The organism is Streptomyces zhaozhouensis, from assembly GCF_900230195.1.
In the GTDB taxonomy this organism is placed as follows: Bacteria; Actinomycetota; Actinomycetes; order Streptomycetales; family Streptomycetaceae; genus Streptomyces; species Streptomyces zhaozhouensis.
On sequence record NZ_OCNE01000006.1, the window covers coordinates 219,076 to 240,622 of the forward strand.

The following is a 21,547-nucleotide window of genomic DNA, read 5'->3' on the forward strand; positions in this document are numbered from 1 at the left end:
GGGTGGCCGGGCTCAGTTGCCGCTGAGCCTGGCCGCGACGATCCGCCCGATCTCGGAGATCGGGCCCGGCAGGGGGATCTCGTGATGTGTGCAGGCGATCTCGTGGATGTCGAGTCGGCCGTCCGTGTAGGGCTTCCAGGACTCCGCGATGGGGGCGTCCGGGGTCCGGCCACGGTTGGCCAGGAAGAAGAGCACGTCGCCGGTGAACACGTCGAAGCGCGCCGAGTTGGCGATGTGCTGGTTGTTGACCGCGACGCGTTCCATCGCGGCGACATGGCGGGCCTCCACCCCGGCCAGGGCGCTGCCGCCCTCGCGGAGCACGGCGGCCGCCAGCTCGTAGTCGAGCGGCTTGGCACCGGTGGCGGCGTCCTCGTGGACGGCGCCGACCAGCTCCCGCAGGAACTCCCCGGTCTCGAAATGCGCCTGGGAACGCCCCGAGGCGTAGGCGTCGAGCAGCGCCAGCAACTCGACGCGCTCGCCCTGCTGTTGCAGCCGGGTCGCGATCAGGTGCGCGACCATGCCGCCCAGCGACCAGCCCAGCAGGTGGTACGGCCCGTGCGGCTGGACCTGGCGGATCTGCGCCACGTAGTCGTCGGCCATCTCGGCGGCGCTGGCCGGGAGTTCCCCGTCGCCGGTGAGTCCGCGCGCCTGGAGGGCGTAGACCGGGCGGTCCGCCTCCAGCTCCTTCACCAGGCCCGAGTAGACCCAGCCGACGCCGAGGCCCGGGTGGACGCAGAACAGCGGCGCCAGCGTCGGGGGCACGCGCAGCGGCAGCATCACGCCGAGCGCGTCGTCGAAGGTGTCGGTGCCGAGCCGGTGCGCCAGCCGCGCGACGGTGGGCGCCTCGAACATGGTGCGGATGGTCAGCTCGGCGTCCAGCCGCTCCTTGACCACCCCGGCCAGCCGCATGATCAGCAGCGAGTGGCCGCCCAGCTCGAAGAAGTCGTCGTCGATGCCGACGCTGGGCAGCGACAGCACCTCGGCGAACGCCTCGCACAGCACCCGTTCCCGCTCGTCGCGCGGCGGGCGCCCGGTCGAGCCGGCCCCGAAGTCGGGCTGCGGCAGCGCGGAACGGTCCAGCTTGTCGTTGTGGTTGAGCGGCAGCGCGTCCAGCACCACGATCGCCGCCGGCACCATGTAGTCCGGCACCCGCGCGGCGACCGCCTCGCGCAGCACCGCCACGTCCGGCCTGGCGCCGGCGACCGGCACCACATAGGCCACCATCCGCTGGTCGCCCGGGGTGTCCTCGCGGATGATCACGGCGGCCCGCTCGACGGTCGGCTCCTCGACCAGCAGCGCCTCGACCTCGCCCAGCTCGATGCGGAAACCGCGCAGCTTGACCTGTCCGTCGACGCGGCCGACGTAGACCAGCTGCCCGTCGGCGTTCCACCGGGCGAGGTCACCGGTGCGGTACATCCGGGAGCCGGCCGGGCCGTTGGGGTCGGCGACGAACCGCTCGGCGGTCAGCCCGGGGCGCAGGTGGTAGCCGCGCGCCAGGTTGACGCCGGAGACGTACAGCTCGCCGACGACACCCGGCGGGACCCGGCGCAGCGCACCGTCCAGCACCTGCACCCGGTTGTTGGCGTAGGGGCGGCCGATCGGCACCGGCCCCGGCGGCAGCTCCTCGCCCGGCTCCACCGTGTAGATCGTGCAGTTGACGGTCGCCTCGGTCGGCCCGTACACGTTGCTGACGCGCAGCCCGGGGCGTTCCCTGCGGAGCGCGGCGACGGCCTCGCCGTGCAGCGCCTCGCCGCCGATCAGCAGCTCCTCGTCGGGGCTGTACTCCCTGGGCAGCCCGGCGAGCAGCGGCAGGTGGCTGGGGGTGCCCTTGAAGAGCGTCAACGGGTCGCGGGCCAGCGCGGTCCTGGTCGACTCGGCCGAGCCGCCGTCCGGGCCGCGCCGGGTGCCCTCGTTGAGCGAGGCCAGATGCACCCGCCCGCCCTGGACCAGCGGGACGTAGAGCGAGGAGACGCTGCCGTCGAAGGTCATCGGCGCGTGCAGCAGCGTGGTGCCGCCGAAGGCCGGGTTCAACCGGGCGGCGCTGCCCAGGTAGTTGCCCAGCGCGCGGTGCTCGAGGACCACGCCCTTGGGCTGGCCGGTGGAGCCGGAGGTGTAGATCAGGTACGCCGGGTGCGCGGCGGTCAGCGGCATCGGGCGCTCGGCGTCGGTGACGTCGTGCTCCTGCTGGCCCGCGAGCAGCGCCTCGGTCCCCGGGTCGTCCATCAGCAGCCGCGGCGTGCCGTCGTCGGCCGGCAGGCTCACCTCGGTGGAGGAGACGGTGATCACCATCGCCGGGGTGACCTCGGCCAGCACGAACGCGGTGCGCTCGGCCGGGTGGTCGGGGTCCAGCGGCAGATAGGCGGCGCCGGACTTCCACACCGCGAGCATCGCCACGACCAGGTCGGCGCAGCGCGGCAGCGCGAGCGCCACCACCCGCTCCGGGCCGGCGCCGTGCGAGAGCAGCAGCCTGGCGACGCGGTTGGCCTTGGCGTTGAGCTGGGCGTAGGTCAGCGTGACCTCGCCGCTGACCAGCGCGACGGCCTGGGGGTCGCGCTGGACGCGCTCCTCGATCAGCGCGTTCACCGGCACGTCGGGGAAGGACAGCTCGGGCCCGGTGCCGTGGGCGAGCAGCGCGGCGCGCTCCTCGTCGGCGAGCAGGTCGAGCCGGCCGAGCGGCTCGTCCGGCCGCTCGACGGCCGCCGTCAGCAGCCGGATGAGGCGCTGGCCCATCGACTCGACGGTGGCGCGGTCGAACAGCTCGACGTTGTACTGGAGGACGCCCTCCAGGCCGGCGGGCGAGCCCGCCGAGTCGAAGCTCTCGGCGAAGTGCGCCGCCAGGTCGAACTTGGCGACCTTCTGCTCGGCGGCGAACGGCGAGGCGGTCAGCCCGGTGAGCGACAGCTCGGCGTCCGCGTTGTTGTGGACGCTCATCAGCACCTGGAAGAGCGGGTGCCGGGAGAGCGAACGCGGCGGGTTCAGCACCTCGACCATCCGCTCGAACGGCAGGTCCTGGTGGGCGTAGGCGGCGAGGTTGGTCTCCTTGACGCGCTCCACCAGCTGCCGCATCGTCGGGTCGCCCGAGGTGTCGGTGCGCAGCACCAGCGTGTTGACGAAGAAGCCGACCAGGTCGGCGACCGCGTCGTCGGTGCGGCCGGCGATCGGGGTGCCGATCGGGATGTCGTCGCCGGCGCCCAACGCGTCGAAGAGCGCGGAGAGTCCGGCCTGGAGCACCATGAACATGCTGGCGCCCGAGTCGTGCGCCAGCCGCGCCAGCCTGGCGTGCAGCGTCGCGTCCATGGCGAGGGTGACGCCCTCGCCCTCGTGGCCGAGGACCGCGGGGCGCGGCCGGTCGGTGGGGAGCGCCAACTGCTCGGGCAGGTCGGCGAGGGTGCGACGCCAGAAGTCCAGCTGCTGGGAGATGACGCTGCTCTCGTCGTCCTCGCTGCCCAGCATCCGGTTCTGCCAGAGGGCGTAGTCGGCGTACTGCACCGGCAGCGGGGTGAACTCCGGCGCGCGGCCGGCGAGTCGGGCCTCGTAGGCGGCGGCCAGGTCGCGCGTCATCGGCGCCATGGACCACCCGTCGGTGGCGATGTGGTGCAGCACGATCAGCAGCACGTGGTCGTCCTCGGCGACCCGCAGCAGGGTCACCCGGAGCGGCAGCTCCTCGACCAGGTCGAAGCCGCGCAGCGCCTCGGTCGTCAGGACGTCCATCAGGCCGTCCTCGTCGCACTCCCTGGTCTCGAAGGGGAGTCGGGCCTTCTCGACGGGAAGCACCAGCTGCCTCGGCTCGCCGTCGTCGGCGACCGGGTAGACGGTGCGCAGCGACTCGTGGCGGGCCAGCAGGTCGCCGAAGGCGGCGGCGAGCGCCGTCTCGTCGACGGTGCCGTGCAGCCGCAGGCTGAGCGGGATGTTGTAGGTGCCGCGCTCGGTGTCCATCCGGTTGAGGAACCACAGGCGGGCCTGCGCGTAGGACAGCGGCACCCGCTCGGGCCGCTCGACGGCGCGCAGCGGCGGCCGGGCGCCGCCGGCGGCGGCGACCTTCTCGGCGAGTCCGGCGACCGTGGGCGCCTCGAAGAGGGTGCGGATCGCCAGCTCGACGCCCAGCTCGGAACGGGCCCTGGAGATCAGCCGGGTGGCGAGCAGCGAGTGGCCGCCCAGGTCGAAGAAGTTGTCGTCGACGCCGACCGACTCCAGGCTCAGCACCTCGGCGAAGAGCCCGCACAGGGTCTCCTCCTCGGGCGACATCGGCTGCCGCCCGCCGACGCTGCCGGCCAGCTCGGGCGCCGGCAGCGCCTTGCGGTCCACCTTGCCGTTGGGCAGCAGCGGGAACGCGTCCAGCACGACCGTCGCCGACGGCACCATGAACTCGGGGAGGCTGGCGGCGACATGCTCGCGCAGCTCCTCGACGGAGGCGGTCCTGCCCTCGGCGGAGGCGACGTAGGCCACCACGCGCTTGTCCTGCGGCTTGTCCTCGCGGACCACGACGACGGCGTGCGCGACGCTGTCGTGCCCGGTCAGCACGGTCTCGATCTCGCCCAGCTCGATGCGGAAGCCGCGGACCTTGACCTGGTTGTCGGCGCGGCCGACGAACTCCAGGGTGCCGTCCGCCCGCCAGCGCCCCAGGTCGCCGGAGCGGTAGAGACGCGATCCCGGCGGGCCGAACGGGTCGGCGACGAACCGCTCCGCGGTCAGCCCGGGACGCTTGAGGTAGCCGCGGGCCAGGCCGTCGCCGGTCAGGTACATCTCGCCCGGCACCCCGACCGGGCACGGCTTGAGCCGGCCGTCGAGGACATAGACCCGGGTGTTGGCGAACGGGCGGCCGATCGGCGGGGTCTGGCCGTCGGCGGTCAGCGCGCCGGAGAGGGTGGCGCCGACGGTGGTCTCCGTCGGGCCGTAGCCGTTGACGATCCGCCGTCCCGGCGCCCAACGGGCCACCAGCTCGGGGGTGCAGGCGTCACCGGTGGAGACCAGCGTGGCGCCGGCCAGCACGTCCTGGTCGGCCGGCAGCGAGGCCAGCGCGACGGGCGGCAGGGTGGCGTGGGTGACCTTGTGGCGGCGGACGAGCGCGGCCAGCGGGTCGCCCGGCAGGATCTCCTCGGAGGTGCCGAGGACCAGGGCGCCGCCGGAGAGCAGGCCCATCGCGATGTCCCAGAAGCCGGCGTCGAAGCTGACGGAGGCGAACTGGAGCACCCGGCTGCCCAGGCCGACGCCGGTGTGCTCGACCTGGGTGGCGACCAGGCTGGCCAGGCCGTGGTGCGGCACCACGACGCCCTTGGGCCTCCCGGTCGAACCGGAGGTGTAGATCACGTACATGGGGTGCGCCGGGGTGAGCGGCGCGACGCGCTCGGCGTCGGTGACCGGCTCCGGCGAGCGGTCGGCGAGCGCGGCGCGGGTCTCCTCCGCGTCCAGCACCAGCCGCGGCACGTCCGCACCGGCCCCGTCCAGCAGCCCCTCGGTGGCGGAGGTGGCCAGCAGCAGCCGGGGGCGGGCGTCGTCGACCATGAACGCCAGCCGCTCGGCCGGGTAGTCCGGGTCGAGCGGCAGATAGGCGGCGCCGGACTTCAGCACCGCCCAGAGCGCGACGATCATCTCGACGGAGCGCGGCACGGAGACCGCGACGAACTCCTCGGGGCCCGCGCCGCGTTCGATCAGCAGCCGGGCGAGGCGGTTGGCGCGTTCGTCCAGCTCGCGGTAGGACACCACCTCGTCCTGGAAGAGCAGGGCCGGCGCGTCCGGGTTGGCGGTGACCTTCGCGGCGAACAGCTCCGGCAGCGTGGCCGGTTCGGCGTCGGCGGCGCTGTCGTTCCAGTCGACCAGCATCCGCCGGCGCTCCTCGGCGGAGAGCATCTCCAGCCGGCCGATGGTGGCGCCCGGGTCGTCGGCGACGGTCTTCAGCAGCCGCAGCAGCCGGTCCATCACGCCGCGCGCCTCGTCCTCGGAGAAGAGGTCGGGCGCGTAGCAGAGCCGCAGGTGCAGGTCCTCGCCCATCAGGCCGGCCGCGAGGTTCAGCGGGTAGTGCGCGCCGTCCCGGCCGTCGACGCCGGAGAAGCGGACGCCGTTGACCTCCATCTCGGCGGTCGTCGGGTCGACGGGGTAGTTCTGGTAGACGAGCGTGGTGTCGAACAGCTCCTGGTGCGAGGAGAGCCGCTGCACGTCGGCCAGGCGCACGTGCTGGTGGGCCAGCAGCTCGGCCTGCTCCTCCTGGAGCCGGGTCAGCGCGTCGAGCAGCGTCTCGGCGGCGGGCAGCCGCACGCGCACCGGCAGGGTGTTGATGAAGAGGCCGATCATGGTGTCCACGCGGGGCACCTCGGGCGGGCGGCCGGAGACGATCGCGCCGAAGGCGACGTCGTCCTTGCCGGTCAGCGAGGAGACCAGCAGGCCCCAGACGCCCTGCACCACCGTGTTGACCGTGAGGCCGCGCGAACGGGCCAGCGCCAGCAGCCCGTTCGTGGTGGTCGCCGGCACGTCCTGGCGAAGCCAGCCGGGCCGCACCAGGGCCCGGCCGCGCGCGGCGGGCGCCACGTGCGAGGGCTCCTCGATCTCGGCGAGCGCCGCGGTCCACACCCGGCGTGACTCGTCCTCGTCCTGCCGGGAGATCCACGACAGGTAGTCCTTGTACGGGGTGAACGGGCCGAGCGCGGCCGGGTCGCCCTTCGAGCCGTACAGCTCGAACAGCTCGCGCACCAGGATCGGCACCGACCAGCCGTCGAGCAGGATGTGGTGCTTGGTGAGCATCAGCCGGAACCGGTCGGGCGCCAGGCGGAAGACGGTGAACCGCATCAGCGGCGGGCGCTCCAGGTCGAAGCCCCTGGCCTGGTCGACGTCGGCGAGCCTGGCCAGCTCGGCCTGCTGCTGCTCGTGGTCGAGCGTGGAGAGGTCGATCTGCTCCCACGGCACGGAGACCTTGGCGTGCACGACCTGCACCGGCTGGCTGAGGTCCGCGTGCCGGAAGCTGACGCGCAGGTTGGCGTGGCGCTTCAGGAGGGCGCGCGCGGCGGCGCGCAGCGCGCGGGTGTCCAAGGGCCCCGACAGGTCCAGCAGCAGCTGGTGCACGTAGAGGTCGGGCCCCTCCTCGTCGTAGAGGGCCTGGAACAGCATTCCCTCCTGGAGGGGGGAAAGCGGCAGGACGTCCTCGACGCCTGGCTTGCTCATTTGGCCATCTCCCATTCGTCCGTGAAGTCGTCCTCGTCCTCGTCCGCTTCGGCGTCGTCGGCGCCGTCGGCGTCCGAAGCGCCACGGGTGAAGGCGTCCAGTTCGTCCTGGCTGAGCGAGACCAGGGAGAGGTCCGAGGGGGTGAAGCCGCCGATGTCGGCGTGTTCCGCGTGGGCGGCGAGCGCGGCGACGGCGCGGCTGAAGCAGTCCGTCAGGGCGCGCACGTCGCGCTCGCTCAGCAGCGTCTTCGGCCAGGACCAGACCAGCAGCAGGCGCGGCCCGTCGGGGTGGTCCTCGGTCATGGCGTTGAGCGCGACGACATGGGTCATCGGGCTCTCCGGCTCCGGCCGGCCGCCGCTGAGGTCGGCGCCGCCCACCATGTCGGCGTCGACGACCGGGGTCCACGGCTCGGCCGGGCCCTGGCTGCCGGGCGCCGGGGAGCGGCCCAGGTAGTTGAAGCTGATCTGCGGACCGGGGACGCCGGCGAGGGCGTCCCTGGTCTCGTGGTTGAGGTGGCGCAGCAGGCCGTAGCCGATGCCGTGGTCGGGCAGGGCGCGCAGCTGCTCCTTGACGTTCCGCACGGCCTCGCCCATGGCGGCGCCGCCGGCCCACAGGTCGTCCCAGTCGGTGACGCCCGGGTCGAGCCGCACCGGGTAGAGGCTGGTGAACCAGCCGACGGTGCGGGAGAGGTCGACGCCCTCGACGATGTCCTCCCGGCCGTGGCCCTCCAGGTCGACCAGCACGCCCTCGGCCGACTCGCCCCGGCCGCGCCGCCACTCGGCGACGGCGAGGGAGAGCGCGGTGAGCAGCACGTCGTTGGCGCCGGCGCGGTAGGCGGCGGGCAGGGTGGTCAGCAGCGGCTCGACGCGGCTGGCCGGCTCGTCCCGGGTGAGGAAGCGCAGCGTGGCCAGCACGTCCTGGCCGGCGTCCAGCGGCCGCTCGCCGAGCAGCGGGTCGGGCTTGCCCAACACCTGCTTCCAGCGGTCGAGTTCCGCGACCCGCGACTCGCGGTGCGCCTCCTCGACGAGGTGCTCGGCCCAGCGGCGGAACGAGGTGCCGGTGGCCTGGAGCTCGGGCTCGTCGCCCTCGGCGAGCGCCGCGCAGGCGGCGGCCAGGTCGGGCAGCAGGATCTGCCAGGAGACGTTGTCCACCACGAGGTGGTGGGCGACCAGCAGCAGCCGGCCGGTGGCGTCGGGCCCGGCGTCGAACCAGACGACCTGGAGCATCACGCCGTTGTCCGGGTTCATCCGGGCCCAGGCGGCCTCGCTCTCGCGGGAGGACACCTCGCGCAGCGCGTCGGCGTCGAGGCCGGCGACGTCGACGCGGCGGACCAGGTTGACCGCGGGCAGCGTGCCGCGCTCGGGAACGGTCAGCTTCCAGGCGCCGGTGTCGCGGATCAGCCGGGTGCGGAGCGCGTCGTGGTGGTCGACGAGCACGGCGACGGCCTTGACCAGCGTCTCCTCGGTGAGCCACTCGGGGGCGTGCACCAGCGAGGACTGGTTGAACCGGTCGATGGGACCGCCCCTGTTGCGCAACCAGTGGACGCTCGGGGTGAGTTGGACCTCGCCGATGCCGGTGTCCGGGCCCTCGCTGACGACGCTGTCGACGGTGCCGGCGACGCCGGCGAGGCGGGCGACGGTCTTGTGCTCGAAGATCTGCTTGGGCGTGATGATCAGACCGGCCTTGCGGGCGCGGCTGACCAGCTGGATCGACTGGATGCTGTCGCCGCCGAGGTCGAAGAAGCTGTCGTCGATGCCGACGGCCGACAGGCCGAGCAGCTCGGCGAAGAGGTCGCAGAGCGTCTCCTCGATCCGGTCGCGGGCCCCGCGCCCGTCGCCCTTGGCGGAGAGGTCGGGCGCGGGCAGCGCCTTGCGGTCGACCTTGCCGTTGGGGGTCTGCGGCATCGCGTCGAGGACGACGACGGCGGCCGGCACCATGTAGTCCGGCAGCCGCAGCCCGACGAACTCCCGCAGCTCGGCCGGGTCCGGGACGTCGCCGGCCCTGGGCACCACGTAGCCGACGAGCTGGCGCACGCCCGGGGAGTCCTCGCGGACCAGCACGGCGACCTGGCCGACGCGCGGGTCGGCGGCCAGCGCCTCCTCGACCTCGCCCAGCTCGATCCGGAAGCCGCGCACCTTGACCTGGTCGTCGGCACGGCCGCCGTAGACCAGCGCCCCGTCCCGCGACCAACGCGCCAGGTCACCCGTGCGATACATCCGCGCGCCCCCGCCCGCGAACGGGTCCGCCAGGAAACGCGTCGCCGTCAGCCCCGGACGCCCCAGATACCCGCGCGCCAGACTGCGACCCGAGACATACAGCTCCCCGACCACACCCGGCGCCACCGGCCGCAGCCGCTCGTCCAGCACGTAGACGCGGGAGCCCACGACGGGGTGGCCGATCGGCGGCACCACCGGCTCGGAGAGCGGGTCGCTCATCGAGGCGCAGACCGTCGACTCGGTCGGGCCGTAGGCGTTGACCAGCGTCCTGCCGACCGACCAGCGGCCGACCAGCTCGCCGGAGAGCGCCTCGCCCGCGGAGACCAGCACACCGTCCGGCAGCAGGCTCTCCTCGGGCTCCATCGCGGAGAGCACGACGGGCGGCAGCGTCGCGTGGGTGACGCCCAGGCCGGAGAGGGTCGCGGCCAGCGGGTCGCCCGCAGTGACGCCCTCCCGGCCGACGACCACCAGGGCCGCCCCCGAGAGCAGGCCCATGCACAGCTCCCAGAACGCCGCGTCGAAGCTCGGCGACGCGAACTGCAGCACCCGCGAGCCGGGGCCGACCAGCAGCCGTTCCCGCTGGGTCGCCAGCAGGCCGGCGACGCCGGCGTGCGAGACGACGACGCCCTTGGGGCGGCCGGTCGAACCCGAGGTGTAGATGACATACGCCGGGTGGGTCTCGCGCAGCCCCAGCGCGCCGACGCTCGGCGGCGCGGGCGCCGCGGCGACGGCGGCCTCGGTGGCCGCGTCGTCCAGCAGCAGCGTGCGGTGGCCCTCGGGCAGCACGCCGGCCGTCTCCGAGGTGGCCAGCGTCAGCACCGGCCTGGCGTCGCCCAGCATGTAGGAGATCCGCTCGGCCGGGTACTCCGGGTCGACCGGCAGATAGGCGCCCCCCGCCTTCCAGACGGCCAGCACGGCGACGACCAGCTCGACCGAGCGCGGCAGCGCCAACGCCACCAGCCGCTCAGGGCCGACGCCCTCGGCCACCAGATGCCCCGCCAGCCGCTCGGCGCGCGCGTCCACCTCGGCGGCCGACAGCACGCCGTCGGCGGTGACCACGCAGTCCGCCGTCGGGTCGCCCGCGACACGGGCGGCGAACAGCTCGGGAACGGTCAGCCCGCCGAGCACCCGGCGCCCCTCGTCACCGGCCGCGTTCCACTCGGTGAGCACCCGCTCGCGCTCGCCGTGGCCCAGCACCTCGACCGAGCCGACGCGGGCGGCGGGGTCGGCCACCACCTGGGACAGCACCCGGATCAGCCGCTCGACGAGCAGGCCGACGGTGTCGTGGTCGAAGAGGTCGGTGGCGTACTCGACGATGCCGTTGAGCCCGCCGAACTCCCGCTCGGCCAGCTCGAAGGAGAGGTCGAACTTGGCGGCGCCGGTGCCGACGTCCCTCGGCAGCCCGGTCAGCCCCGGCAGCTCCAGCTCGGTGGAGCCCGTGTTCTGGAGGACCAGCAGCACCTGGAAGAGCGGGTGCCTGGTCAGCGAGCGCTCCGGCGCCAGCACGTCCACCAGCCGCTCGAACGGCACGTCCTGGTGCGCGTACGCCTGGAGGTCCAGCTCTCGGGTGCGCTCCAGCAGCTCCCGGAACGTCGGGTCGCCCGACAGGTCGTTCCGCAGCACCAGCGTGTTGACGAAGAAACCGACCAGATCGTCGACCGCCTCGTCAGGACGGCCGGCTATCGCCCCGCCCACGGGGACGTCCTCGCCGGCGCCGAGCCGGTGCAGCAGCGTCGCCAACCCGGCCTGGAGCACCATGAACAGCGTCGCCCGCGACTCGCGCGCCAACCCCGCCAGCCCCTCGTGGAGTTCGGCGCTGATGCCGAAGGTGTACATCCCGCCCCGGTGCGAGGCGACCGCCGGGCGCGGCCGGTCCGTCGGCAGCTCGAGGCCCTCGGGCAGTCCGGCCAACGCCTCCTGCCAGTAGGCCAGTTGGCGGGAGACCAACGACTCCGGGTCGTCCTCGTCACCCAGCACCTCGGTCTGCCAGAGCGCGAAGTCCGCGTACTGCACCGGCAGCGCGGGGAAGCGCGGCGCCTCACCCTCGCACCGCGCCCGGTAGGCGCGGGCCAGGTCGGCGCCCAGCGGACCCAGCGACCAGCCGTCGGAGGCGATGTGGTGCATCGTCAGCGACAGCACGTGCTGGTCCTCGGCGATCCGGAAGAGCCGCCCGCGCAGCGGGAGCTCGCTCTCCAGCAGGAAGGTCTCGGCCGCCGCCGCGTCCAGCGCCTCGGCCAGCGCCGACTGCTCCACCTCGACCACCGGCAGCGCGACGTCGACCTCGTCCTCCGCCAGCACGTGCTGGCGCGGCACGCCGCTGTCGTCGGGGAAGACGGTGCGCAGGCTCTCGTGCCGCAGCACCACGTCCCGCAGCGCGGCGCGCAGCGCCCCGACGTCCAGCTGGCCCTTCAACTCCAGGGCGTACGGGAGGTTGTAGGTGGCGCTCGGCCCCTCGAAGCGGTGCATGAACCACAGCCGCTTCTGCGCCGAGGAGAGCGGCAGCGCCGCGGGGCGCTCGGCCGGCACCAGCGCCGGGCGCTCGCCGTCCGCGCCCTCCAGCGCGGCGGCCAGCGCGGCGACCGTCGGCGACTCGAAGAGGGTGCGGATCGCCAGCTCGGCACCGAGCGCGGAACGGACCCGGCTGACCAGCCGGGTCGCCAGCAGCGAGTGGCCGCCGAGCAGGAAGAAGTCGTCGTGCACGCCGACCGAGGGCAGCCCCAGCACGTCGGCGAAGATCCCGCAGAGGATCTCCTGCTGGGCGGTGCGCGGCTCGCTGCCCGCGCCCGTCTCGCCGGCGAACTCCGGCGCCGGCAGCGCCTTGGCGTCCAGCTTGCCGTTGGCGGTCAGCGGGAAGCGGGCCAGCTCGACCAGCGCCGAGGGCACCATGTGGTCGGGCAGCCGCGCGGCGGCGTGCGCGCGCAGCTCCGCGTCGCCCGGCTCGTCGCCGGCGACCGGCACGTAGTAGCCGACCAGCCGGCGGTCCCCCGGCTGGTCCTCGCGGACCAGCACGGCGGCCTGCGCCACCCGGGGGTGGTCGCCCAGCACGGCCTCGATCTCGCCCAGCTCGATGCGGAAGCCCCGGATCTTCACCTGGGCGTCGGCCCGGCCGACGAACTCCAGCCGCCCGTCCTCCGTCCAGCGCGCCACGTCGCCGGTGCGGTACATCCGCTCCCCCGGCTCCCCGAACGGGCTGGCCACGAAGCGGCTCGCGCTGAGCCCGGGGCGCCCCAGATAGCCGCGCGCCAGGCCGGCGCCGGCCACGTACATCTCGCCCACCACGCCCGGCGCGACGGGGCGCAGCCCGCCGTCGAGCACATAGACCCGCAGGTCGGGGATGCCGGAGCCGATCATCGAGCCGGGGCCGGCCGCCGCGCTCGGCGCGGTGAGCGCCAGATGGCTGACGTGCACCGTGGTCTCGGTGATGCCGTACATGTTGACCAGCGTCGGGGCCGCGTCGTCGTGCCGCTCGTACCAGTCGGCGAGCCGCCACAGGTCCAGCGCCTCGCCGCCGAAGACCACGTACCGCAGGGCGAGTCGGGAACCGACCTCGGGCGCCTCCCGGTCCGCGTTCATCAGCTGGTAGAACGCGGAGGGCGTCTGGTTGAGCACCGTGACCCGCTCGTCGGCCAGCAGCCGCAGGAACTCCTCGGGCGAGCGGCTGACCTGCTGCGGGACGACGACCAGCCGGCCGCCGTACAGCAGCGGGCCCCACAGCTCCCAGACGGAGAAGTCGAAGGCGTAGGAGTGGAAGAGGGTCCACACGTCCTCGGGGCCGAAGTGGAACCAGTGGTCCGTCGAGCCCATCAGCCGCACCACGTTGCGGTGCGGCACCACGACGCCCTTGGGGCGGCCGGTCGAACCCGAGGTGTAGATGACATACGCCGGGTGGCTCGGGTGCGGCGCCGCCTCCGGGGCGCCGGCCGGGAGACCCGCCAGCTCGTCGGCGAACGCCGGGTCGTCGAGCAGCACCCGCGCCACGCCCGAGGCGTCCAGCGTCTCGGGCAGCGCGGCGTCGCCGCTGGTGAGCAGCAGCTCGGGGCGGGCGTCGTCCAGCATGTAGGCGAGGCGGTCGGCCGGATAGCTCGGGTCCATCGGCACATAGGCGCCGCCGGCCTTCAGCACCGCGAGCACCGCCACGACCAGCTCGGCGGAGCGCGGCAGCGCCAGCGCGACGAACCGCTCGGGGCCGACGCCGCGCGCGACCAGCGCCCGCGCGAGGCGGTTCGCCCGCTGCTCCAACTCCCCGTAGGTCAGCGACGTCTCGCCATGGGTGACGGCGACGGCCGCCGGGGTGCGGGCGGCCTGGAGGGCGAACAGCTCGGGGATCGTGGCGGGCGCCACCTCGCGGCCCGTGCCGTTCCACGAGACGAGGGTGCGGTGCAGCTCCTCCTCGCCGAGCAGGTCGACGCGGCCGACGGGCTGCTCCGGGTCGTCGGCGAACGCGGTGAAGAGCCGGGCCAGCCGCTCGCCGATCTCCCGCACCCGCTCGGTGGGGAAGACCTCGGTCCTGTGGTCGAGCCGCATCCGCAGCCGGCCGTCCACGACGGAGGCGATGACGCCCAGCGGGTAGTGCGTGGCGTCGTTGGCGGAGAGGTCGGCGAGCGACAGCTCCGGGTCGGACGGCTGGAGGTCGGCGGGGTCCAGCGGGTAGTTCTCGAAGACCGCGATGGTGTCGAAGAGCGTGGAGTGCCCCGCCAGCCGCTGCACGTCGGTCAGCCCGATGTGCTGGTGCGCCATCAACTCGGCCTGCCGCGTCTGCGTCGCGGTGAACGCCTCGACGAGCGAACGCCGCGCCGGCAGCTCGACGCGGACGGGCAGGGTGTTGATGAAGAGACCGACCATGGTCTCGATGCCGGGTATCTCGGGCGGGCGGCCGGAGACCGTGGCGCCGAAGACCACGTCGTCCCGCCCGGTCAGCCTCGCCAGCAGCAGCCCCCAGACGCCCTGGAGCACCGAGTTGAGGGTGAGCCCGTGGCTCCTGGCCGCGTCCCGCACCCGCTGGGTCAGCTCGGCCGGCAGCTCGACGGTCAGCGCCCGCGGCTGGCTGGCCGGCAGCTCGCCGCCCTCCCGCTCGCCGGCGAGCAGCGTCGGCTCCTCCAGGCCGGCGAGCGCCTGGTGCCAGGCGGACTCGGCGGCCGACTGGTCCTGCTCGCCGAGCCAGGACAGGTACTGGCGGAACGGGGTGACGCGCGGCAGCCCCCGCTCGTCCCCGCGCGCGCTGTAGAGCGCGAACAGCTCCTTGACCAGCACCGGCATCGACCAGCCGTCGACCAGGATGTGGTGCTTGGTGAGCACCAGCCGGTGGCGGGTCTCACCGAGCCGGTAGAGCGCGAAGCGGATCAGCGGCGGCCTGGTCAGGTCGAAGCCGCGCGCCCGGTCCTCGGCCAGCAGCCGGTCCAGCTCCTCGTCCCGCGCCGAGCCGTTGAACCGCCGCAGGTCGGTCTCGGTCCAGTCCAGCGGGGTCTCGTTCGGGATGATCCCGACCGTGCGGCTGAGCCCCTCGTAGCGGAAGCCGGCGCGCAGGTTGGGGTGGCGGCGCAGCAGCCCGGTCGCGGCCTCGGCCATCGCGGTGGGGTCCAGCGTCCCCTCCAGGTCGAGGATCAGCTGGACGGTGTAGACGTCGTCGGCCCGCTGGTCGTACAGCGCGTGGAAGAGAAGCCCTTCCTGCAACGGGGACAGCGGCAGCACGTCCGCCAGGCCCTGCTTCGTCATCGGGAGATCCTCCAGTCGGCTTCCAGCAGGTCGATCTCGCTCTGGGACAGCGAGACCAGCGAGAGGTCGGAGGGGGTGTGGCCCCCGACGTCGGGCCCCTCCGCGTGGTCGGCGAGGACGCCGAGCACGCGGAACCAGGTGTCGGCGAGATCGGTGACCTCGGTGTTGTCCAGCAGCAGCGCGGGCCAGGACCAGGTGGCCTTCAGGCGGGGGCCCTCGGCGTGCTCCTCGGTCAGCGCGTTGAGTTCGAGGGTGTGGGTCATCGGCATCCCCGGGTCGGCGCCGCCGCCCAGCGGGTCGGACTCCACGGCCGGCGCCCAGGGCGCTGGCTCGGCGGTGGCGCCGTCGAACCGGCCCAGGTAGTTGAAGCCGAGCTGCGGTCCGGCGAACGCGGCGAACTCGGCCGCGGTCGGCGGGTGCAGATGGCGCAGCATCCCGAAGCCGACGCCGTGGTCGGGCAGGGCGCGCAACTGCTCCTTGACGCGCTTGATCGCCTCGGAGACGGTGCGCCCGCCGCGCCACAGGTCGTCCCAGTCGGTGACGCCGGGGTCGAGGTGGACGGGGTAGAGGCTGGTGAACCAGCCGACGGTGCGGGAGAGGTCGACGCCCTCGACGATGTCCTCCCGGCCGTGGCCCTCCAGGTCGACCAGCACGCCGGCCGCGTCCTGCCCGCGCCGCCGCCGCCAGTCGCCGACGGCCAGCGCGAGGCCGGCCAGCAGCACCTCGTCGATGCCGGCGCGGTAGGCGGCGGGCAGCCGGGTCAGCAGCGCGGTGGTGCGCTCCGCGGAGAGCGCGAAGGTCACCGAGCGCTCGGTGGCCATCACGTCGCGGGCCTTCTCGAAGGGCCGGCCGCCGAGCAGCGGGTCGGGAGCGGCCAACTGCCGCCGCCACAGCTCCACTTCGCCGACACGCTCGGCGGCTGCCTCGGTCAGCAGCTCGGCCCAGCGGCGGAACGAGGTGCCGGTGGCCTGGAGCTCGGGCCGGCGCCCCTCGGCGACGGCCTGGCAGGCGGCGGCCAGGTCGGGCAGCAGGATGCGCCAGGAGACGCCGTCGACCACCAGGTGGTGGGCGACCAGCAGCAGCCTTCCCGGCGTGTCCGCTCCCGCGTCGAACCACACGACCTGGAACATCACCCCGCCCTCGGGGTCGAGCCTGGCCGCGGCGGCCTCCGTGTGCCCCTCGATCACGGTCGCCAGCACCGGGCCGTCCGCCCCGCGCACGTCGACGCGGCGCAGCGCGCGGGAGACGGTGAGCGCCCCCGGCGCGCCGGGCTCCGGCACCTCGAGCGGCCGGGCGTCGTCGGCGACCAGCCGGGCGCGCAGCAGGTCGTGATGGTCGATCAGGGCGGCGACGGCCGCCGTCAGCTGATCGCCGTCCAGGTCGGCCGGGGCCTGCACCAGCATCGACTGGTGGAACGTCCTGACCGGGCCGCCGTGTTCGCGCAGCCAGCTGACGATCGGCGTCGTCGGCACGGGGCCCCGGCCGGTGTCCTCGCCCGCGTCCGGCCTGGCGGCGACGCCGACCGTGGTGACCAGCGGGGCGATGGCGGCGACCGTCTTCTGCTCGAAGATCTGCTTCGGCGTGACCACCAGGCCGACCGCGCGGGCCCGGCTGACCAGCTGGATCGACATGATGCTGTCGCCGCCGAGGTCGAAGAAGCTGTCGTCGATGCCGACCGAGCCGAGCCCCAACAGCTCGGCGAAGAGCCCGCAGAGCGTCTCCTCGATCCGGTCGCGCGCCTCCCGGCCGCCCGCCTGCGCGGAGAGGTCGGGCGCGGGCAGCGCCTTGCGGTCGACCTTGCCGTTGGGGGTCTGCGGCATCGCGTCGAGGACGACGACGGCGGCCGGCACCATGTAGTCCGGCAGCCGGCGCCCCAGCGCCTCGCGCAGCGCGCCGGAGGCCAACGAGGCGGAGCCGCGCGGCACCACGTAGCCGACCAGCTGCTTGCGGCCCGGCTCGTCCTCGCGGACCAGCACCACCACCTGGCCGACGCCCGGCTGGTCCGCCAGCGCCTCCTCGACCTCGCCCAGCTCGATCCGGAAACCGCGGACCTTGACCTGGTCGTCGGCACGACCGCCGTAGACCAGCGCCCCGTCCCGCGACCAACGCGCCAGGTCACCCGTGCGATACATCCGCGCGCCCCCGCCCGCGAACGGGTCCGCCAGGAAACGCGTCGCCGTCAGCCCCGGACGCCCCAGATACCCGCGCGCCAGACTGCGCCCCGAGACATACAGCTCCCCGACCACACCCGGCGCCACCGGCCGCAGCCGCTCGTCCAGCACATACACCCGGGAACCCACGACGGGGTGGCCGATCGGCGGCACCACCGGCTCGGAGAGCGCCACGCTCATCGAGGCGCAGACCGTCGACTCCGTCGGACCGTAGGCGTTGACCAGCCCGCGGCCCACCGACCAGCGGCCGACCAGCTCGCCGGAGAGCGCCTCACCCGCGGAGACCAGCACACCGCCGGGCAGCAGCGTCTCGTCCGGCTCCATCGCGGAGAGCACCACCGGCGGCAGCGTCGCGTGCGTCACCCGGAAGCGGCGCAGCGTGCCCGCCAGCGGCTCGCCCGCGCCCAGCTCCTCGCGGCCGACGACCACCAGGGCCGCCCCCGAGAGCAGGCCCATGCACAGCTCCCAGAACGCCGCGTCGAAGCTCGGCGACGCGAACTGCAGCACCCGCGCGCCCGGCCCCGCGGCCAGCCGCTCGCGGTGCGTCGCCAGCAGGCTGGCCACGCCGGCGTGCGAGACGACGACGCCCTTGGGTCGGCCGGTCGAACCCGAGGTGTAGATGACATACGCCGGATGGGCCTCGACCAACCCCCTGGTCTCCGGGGGCGCGGGCGCCGCGGCGGCCTGGACCGCGGCGCGGGTCGCCGGGTCGTCCAGCAGCAGCGTGCGGTGGCCCTCGGGCAGCACGCCGGCCGTCTCCGAGGTGGCCAGCGTCAGCACCGGCCTGGCGTCACCCAGCATGTAGGAGATCCGCTCGGCCGGGTACTCCGGGTCGACCGGCAGATAGGCACCCCCCGCCTTCCACACCGCGAGCGCCGCGACGACCAGCTCGACCGAGCGCGGCAGCGCCAACGCCACCAGCCGCTCAGGACCGACGCCCTCGGCCACCAGATGCCCCGCCAGCCGCTCGGCACGCGCGTCCACCTCGGCGGCCGACAGCGTGCCCTCGGCGGAGACCACGCAGTCCGCCGTCGGGGCCTCGGCCACCCGGCGGGCGAAGAGCTGGGGCACGGTCAGGCCGGAGAGTTCGCGGGTCCCCTCGTGTCCCGCGACGTTCCAACCGACCAGAACGCGTTCGCGCTCGCCGTCCCCCAGCACCTCGACCGAGCCGACCCGCAGCCCCGGGTCGGCCACCACCTGGGACAGCACCCGGACCAGCCGCTCCACCAGCCCCTCGACCGTCTCGCGGTCGAAGAGGTCGGTGGCGTACTCGACCAGGCCGTCCAGGCCGCCGGAGTCCCGCTCGGTGATCTCGAAGGCCAGGTCGAACTTGGCGACCCCCGCGTCCACCCGGCGCATGTCGACGTCCAGCCCCGGGAGCTCGACCCGGGCGGCGTCGTTGTTCTGCAGGACCAGCATCACCTGGAAGAGCGGGTGCCTGGTCAGCGAGCGGTCCGGCGCCAGCACGTCCACCAGCCGCTCGAACGGCACGTCCTGGTGCGCGTAGGCGCTGATGTCGTCCTCGCGGACCCGCTCCAGCAGCTCCCGGAACGTCGGGTCGCCGGACAGGTCGTTCCGCAGCACCAGCGTGTTGACGAAGAAGCCGACCAGATCGTCGACCGCCTCGTCAGGACGGCCGGCTATCGCCCCGCCCAGCGGGATGTCGTCCCCGCCGCCGAGCCGGTGCAGCAGCGTCGCCAACCCGGCCTGGAGCACCATGAACAGCGTCGCCCGCGACTCGCGCGCCAACCCCGACAGCGCGCGGTGCAGCTCCGGGTCGAGGCGGAACGCGAGGCTGGCGCCCCGGTGCGAGGCGGTCGCCGGCCGGGGCCGGTCGACCGGCAGCTCAAGGCCCTCCGGGAGGCCGGCCAGCTCCTGCTTCCAGTAGGCCAGCTGGCGGGCGAGCGCCGACTCGGGGTCCCGCTCGTCGCCCAGCAGCTCCGACTGCCAGAGCGCGAAGTCCGCGTACTGCACCGGCAGCGGGCTCCAGCGCGGCGCGTTGGTCTCCCGCCGCGCCGCGTAGGCCGTCGACAGGTCGCGGCCGAGCGGCACCAGCGACCAGCCGTCGCACGCGATGTGGTGGACCACCAGCAGCAGCACGTGCTCCCGCTCGCCCAGCTGGAACAGCTCGGCGCGCAGCGGCAGCTCCGTCGCCAGGTCGAAGCCGCGCCGCGCGGCGCCGGCCAGCGCGTGCGCCAACGGGTCGGCGTCGTCGGGGCGCAGCGACTCGGGACCGTGCAGCAGGAACGGCGGCTCGGCCGACTCGTCGGGGACGACCTCCTGCCACGGCACCCCGCCCTCCTCGGGGAAGCGGGTACGCAGCGCCTCGTGCCGCGCCACCACGTCGCGCAGCGCCAGCCGCAGCGCGACCACGTCGAGGTCGCCGACCAGCCGCAGCGCGTAGGGGAGGTTGTAGGTGGCGGCGCGGTTCTCCAGGCGGTTGAGGAACCACAGCCGGCGCTGCGCCGAGGAGAGCGGCGGGCGCGCGGGGCGCTCGCCCGCCGTGAGCGCGGGGCGCGCGGCGCCGGCGTGCGCCAGGCGCTCGGCGAGCGCGGCGACCGTCGGCGCCTCGAAGACGGTGCGGACCGCGACCTCGACGCCCAGCGCCGCGCGGACCCGGCTGACCAGCCGGGTCGCCAGCAGCGAGTGGCCGCCGAGCAGGAAGAAGTCCTCGTCGATGGAGACCTCCGGCAGGCCGAGCACCTCGGCGAAGACCTCCGCCAGCCGGGTCTCCCGCTCGTCGCGCGGCCGGCGGCCGTTCTCCGCGCGCTCGAAGACGGGGGCGGGCAGCGCCTTGCGGTCCAGCTTGCCGTTGGGGGTCAGCGGGAAGGCGTCCAGCGCGACGAACGCGGCCGGCACCATGTACTCCGGCAGCCGTTCGGCGACGTGCGCGCGTAGCGCGGGGGCGCCCGGGTCGGCGCCGTCCGGCACCAGGTAGGCGACCAGCTGCCTGGGGCTGAGCGGGTCGCCCTCGGTGGTCTCGCGGGCCACCACCGCGACCTGCGCCACGTCCGGGTGGTCGCCCAGCACGGCCTCGATCTCGCCCAGCTCGATCCGGAAGCCCCGGATCTTCACCTGGTGGTCCTCGCGGCCCAGGTACTCCAACTGCCCGTCGGGCCTGCGCCGCACCAGGTCCCCGGTGCGGTACATCCGCTCGCCGGGACCGTCGAACGGGTTGGTGACGAACCGTCCGGCCGTCAGCCCCGGCCGCCCGTGGTAGCCGCGGGCCAGGCCGCGCCCGCCGATGTACAGCTCCCCCACGGCGCCGTCGGCGACCGGCCGCAGCCGCTCGTCGAGCACGTGGAGCGTGGTGTTGCGCAGCGCGCCGCCGATGGTCGGCTCGCCCTCCTCGGCGCGGAGTTGGGCGGAGGTGGACCAGACGGTGGTCTCGGTCGGGCCGTAGAGGTGGGTGACGCCGCCGCCGAGGTCCAGCATCTGGCGGGCGAGCGGCCGGGGCAGCGCCTCGCCGCCCACCATCATCCGCAGCCCCTTGAGCGCGGCGGGCCGGTGGGTGGTCAGCGCCTGCCAGAGCGAGGGGGTGGCCTGGAGGGCGGTGGCCTCGACGCGCTCGGCGAGCGCCAGCAGCTCACCGGGGTCGACGACGGTCGCCCGGTCGGCGATCACCAGCGCGGCGCCGGAGACCAGCGGCGGGTAGATCTCGGCGACCGCCATGTCGAACGAGATGGTGGTCACGGCCAGCATCCGGTCCCGGGGGGAGAGCGGGAAGCGGTCGGCGACCGACAGCACCAGGTTGGCCAGCGCGTCCCTGCGGATCATCACGCCCTTGGGGCGGCCGGTCGAGCCCGAGGTGTAGATGACGTACGCCGGGTGCTCCTGGCGCAGCGGGGAGCGCCGGTCCCCGTCGTCCGGGTTGCCCCCGGGCAGCGCGGCGGCCATCTCCTCCAGCTTCGCCAGCCGCGCCTCGTCGAGCAGCAGCGCCGGCTCGGCGTCCTGGAGGATGTAGGCCGCCCGGTCCGCCGGGTAGTCGGGGTCCAACGGGACATAGGCGGCGCCCGCCTTGAGCACCGCGAGCAGCGCGACGAACAGCTCGGGTGCGCGCGGCAGCCGCACCGCGACCAGCCGCTCGGGGCTGGCGCCGAACGCGATGAGCTGCCGGGCCAGCCGGTTGACCCGGGTGTTCAGCTCGGCGTAGGTCAGCTCCCGCTCGTCCTGCCGCAGCGCGACCGCGTCGGGGGTGCGGGCCACCTGGGACTCGAACAGCGTGATCACATCGGCGAGCGGCGTGTGCCGCGCGGCGTCAGTCATGGTCGTCCCTCCGACGGATCAGGGGTGCGG

General features: G+C 74.3%; 3 protein-coding genes. All 3 read right to left on the minus strand.

Annotation, left to right across the window (positions count from 1 at the left end; all coding sequences use genetic code 11):
• Positions 1 to 12 precede the first annotated feature (12 nt).
• Genes CRP51_RS11975 through CRP51_RS11985 form a run of 3 tightly spaced genes read right to left on the minus strand, consistent with a single transcriptional unit; the run spans position 13 to position 21,517 of the window.
• Complete coding sequence (locus CRP51_RS11975) at positions 13 to 7,152, minus strand: non-ribosomal peptide synthetase (RefSeq protein WP_170970519.1); 7,140 nt, start codon at positions 7,150 to 7,152, stop codon at positions 13 to 15.
• Positions 7,149 to 15,080, minus strand: coding sequence for a non-ribosomal peptide synthetase (locus tag CRP51_RS11980; RefSeq protein WP_097231081.1), 7,932 nt, complete (start codon positions 15,078 to 15,080; stop codon positions 7,149 to 7,151). The genes CRP51_RS11975 and CRP51_RS11980 overlap by 4 nt, the downstream gene beginning before the upstream one ends.
• The gene (locus tag CRP51_RS11985) at positions 15,077 to 21,517 is read right to left on the minus strand and encodes a non-ribosomal peptide synthetase (protein ID WP_097231082.1); all 6,441 of its coding nucleotides are present in this window, start codon (positions 21,515 to 21,517) and stop codon (positions 15,077 to 15,079) included. Before CRP51_RS11985 ends, CRP51_RS11980 begins: the two co-directional genes overlap by 4 nt.
• Positions 21,518 to 21,547 lie beyond the last annotated feature (30 nt).

Bases quoted from the DNA above. Each gene is read 5' to 3' on its own strand.
- CRP51_RS11975 (WP_170970519.1), bottom strand. From the start codon at position 7,152: ATGAGCAAGCCAGGCGTCGAGGACGTCCTGCCGCTTTCCCCCCTCCAG.
- CRP51_RS11980 (WP_097231081.1), bottom strand. From the start codon at position 15,080: ATGACGAAGCAGGGCCTGGCGGACGTGCTGCCGCTGTCCCCGTTGCAG.
- CRP51_RS11985 (WP_097231082.1), bottom strand. From the start codon at position 21,517: ATGACTGACGCCGCGCGGCACACGCCGCTCGCCGATGTGATCACGCTG.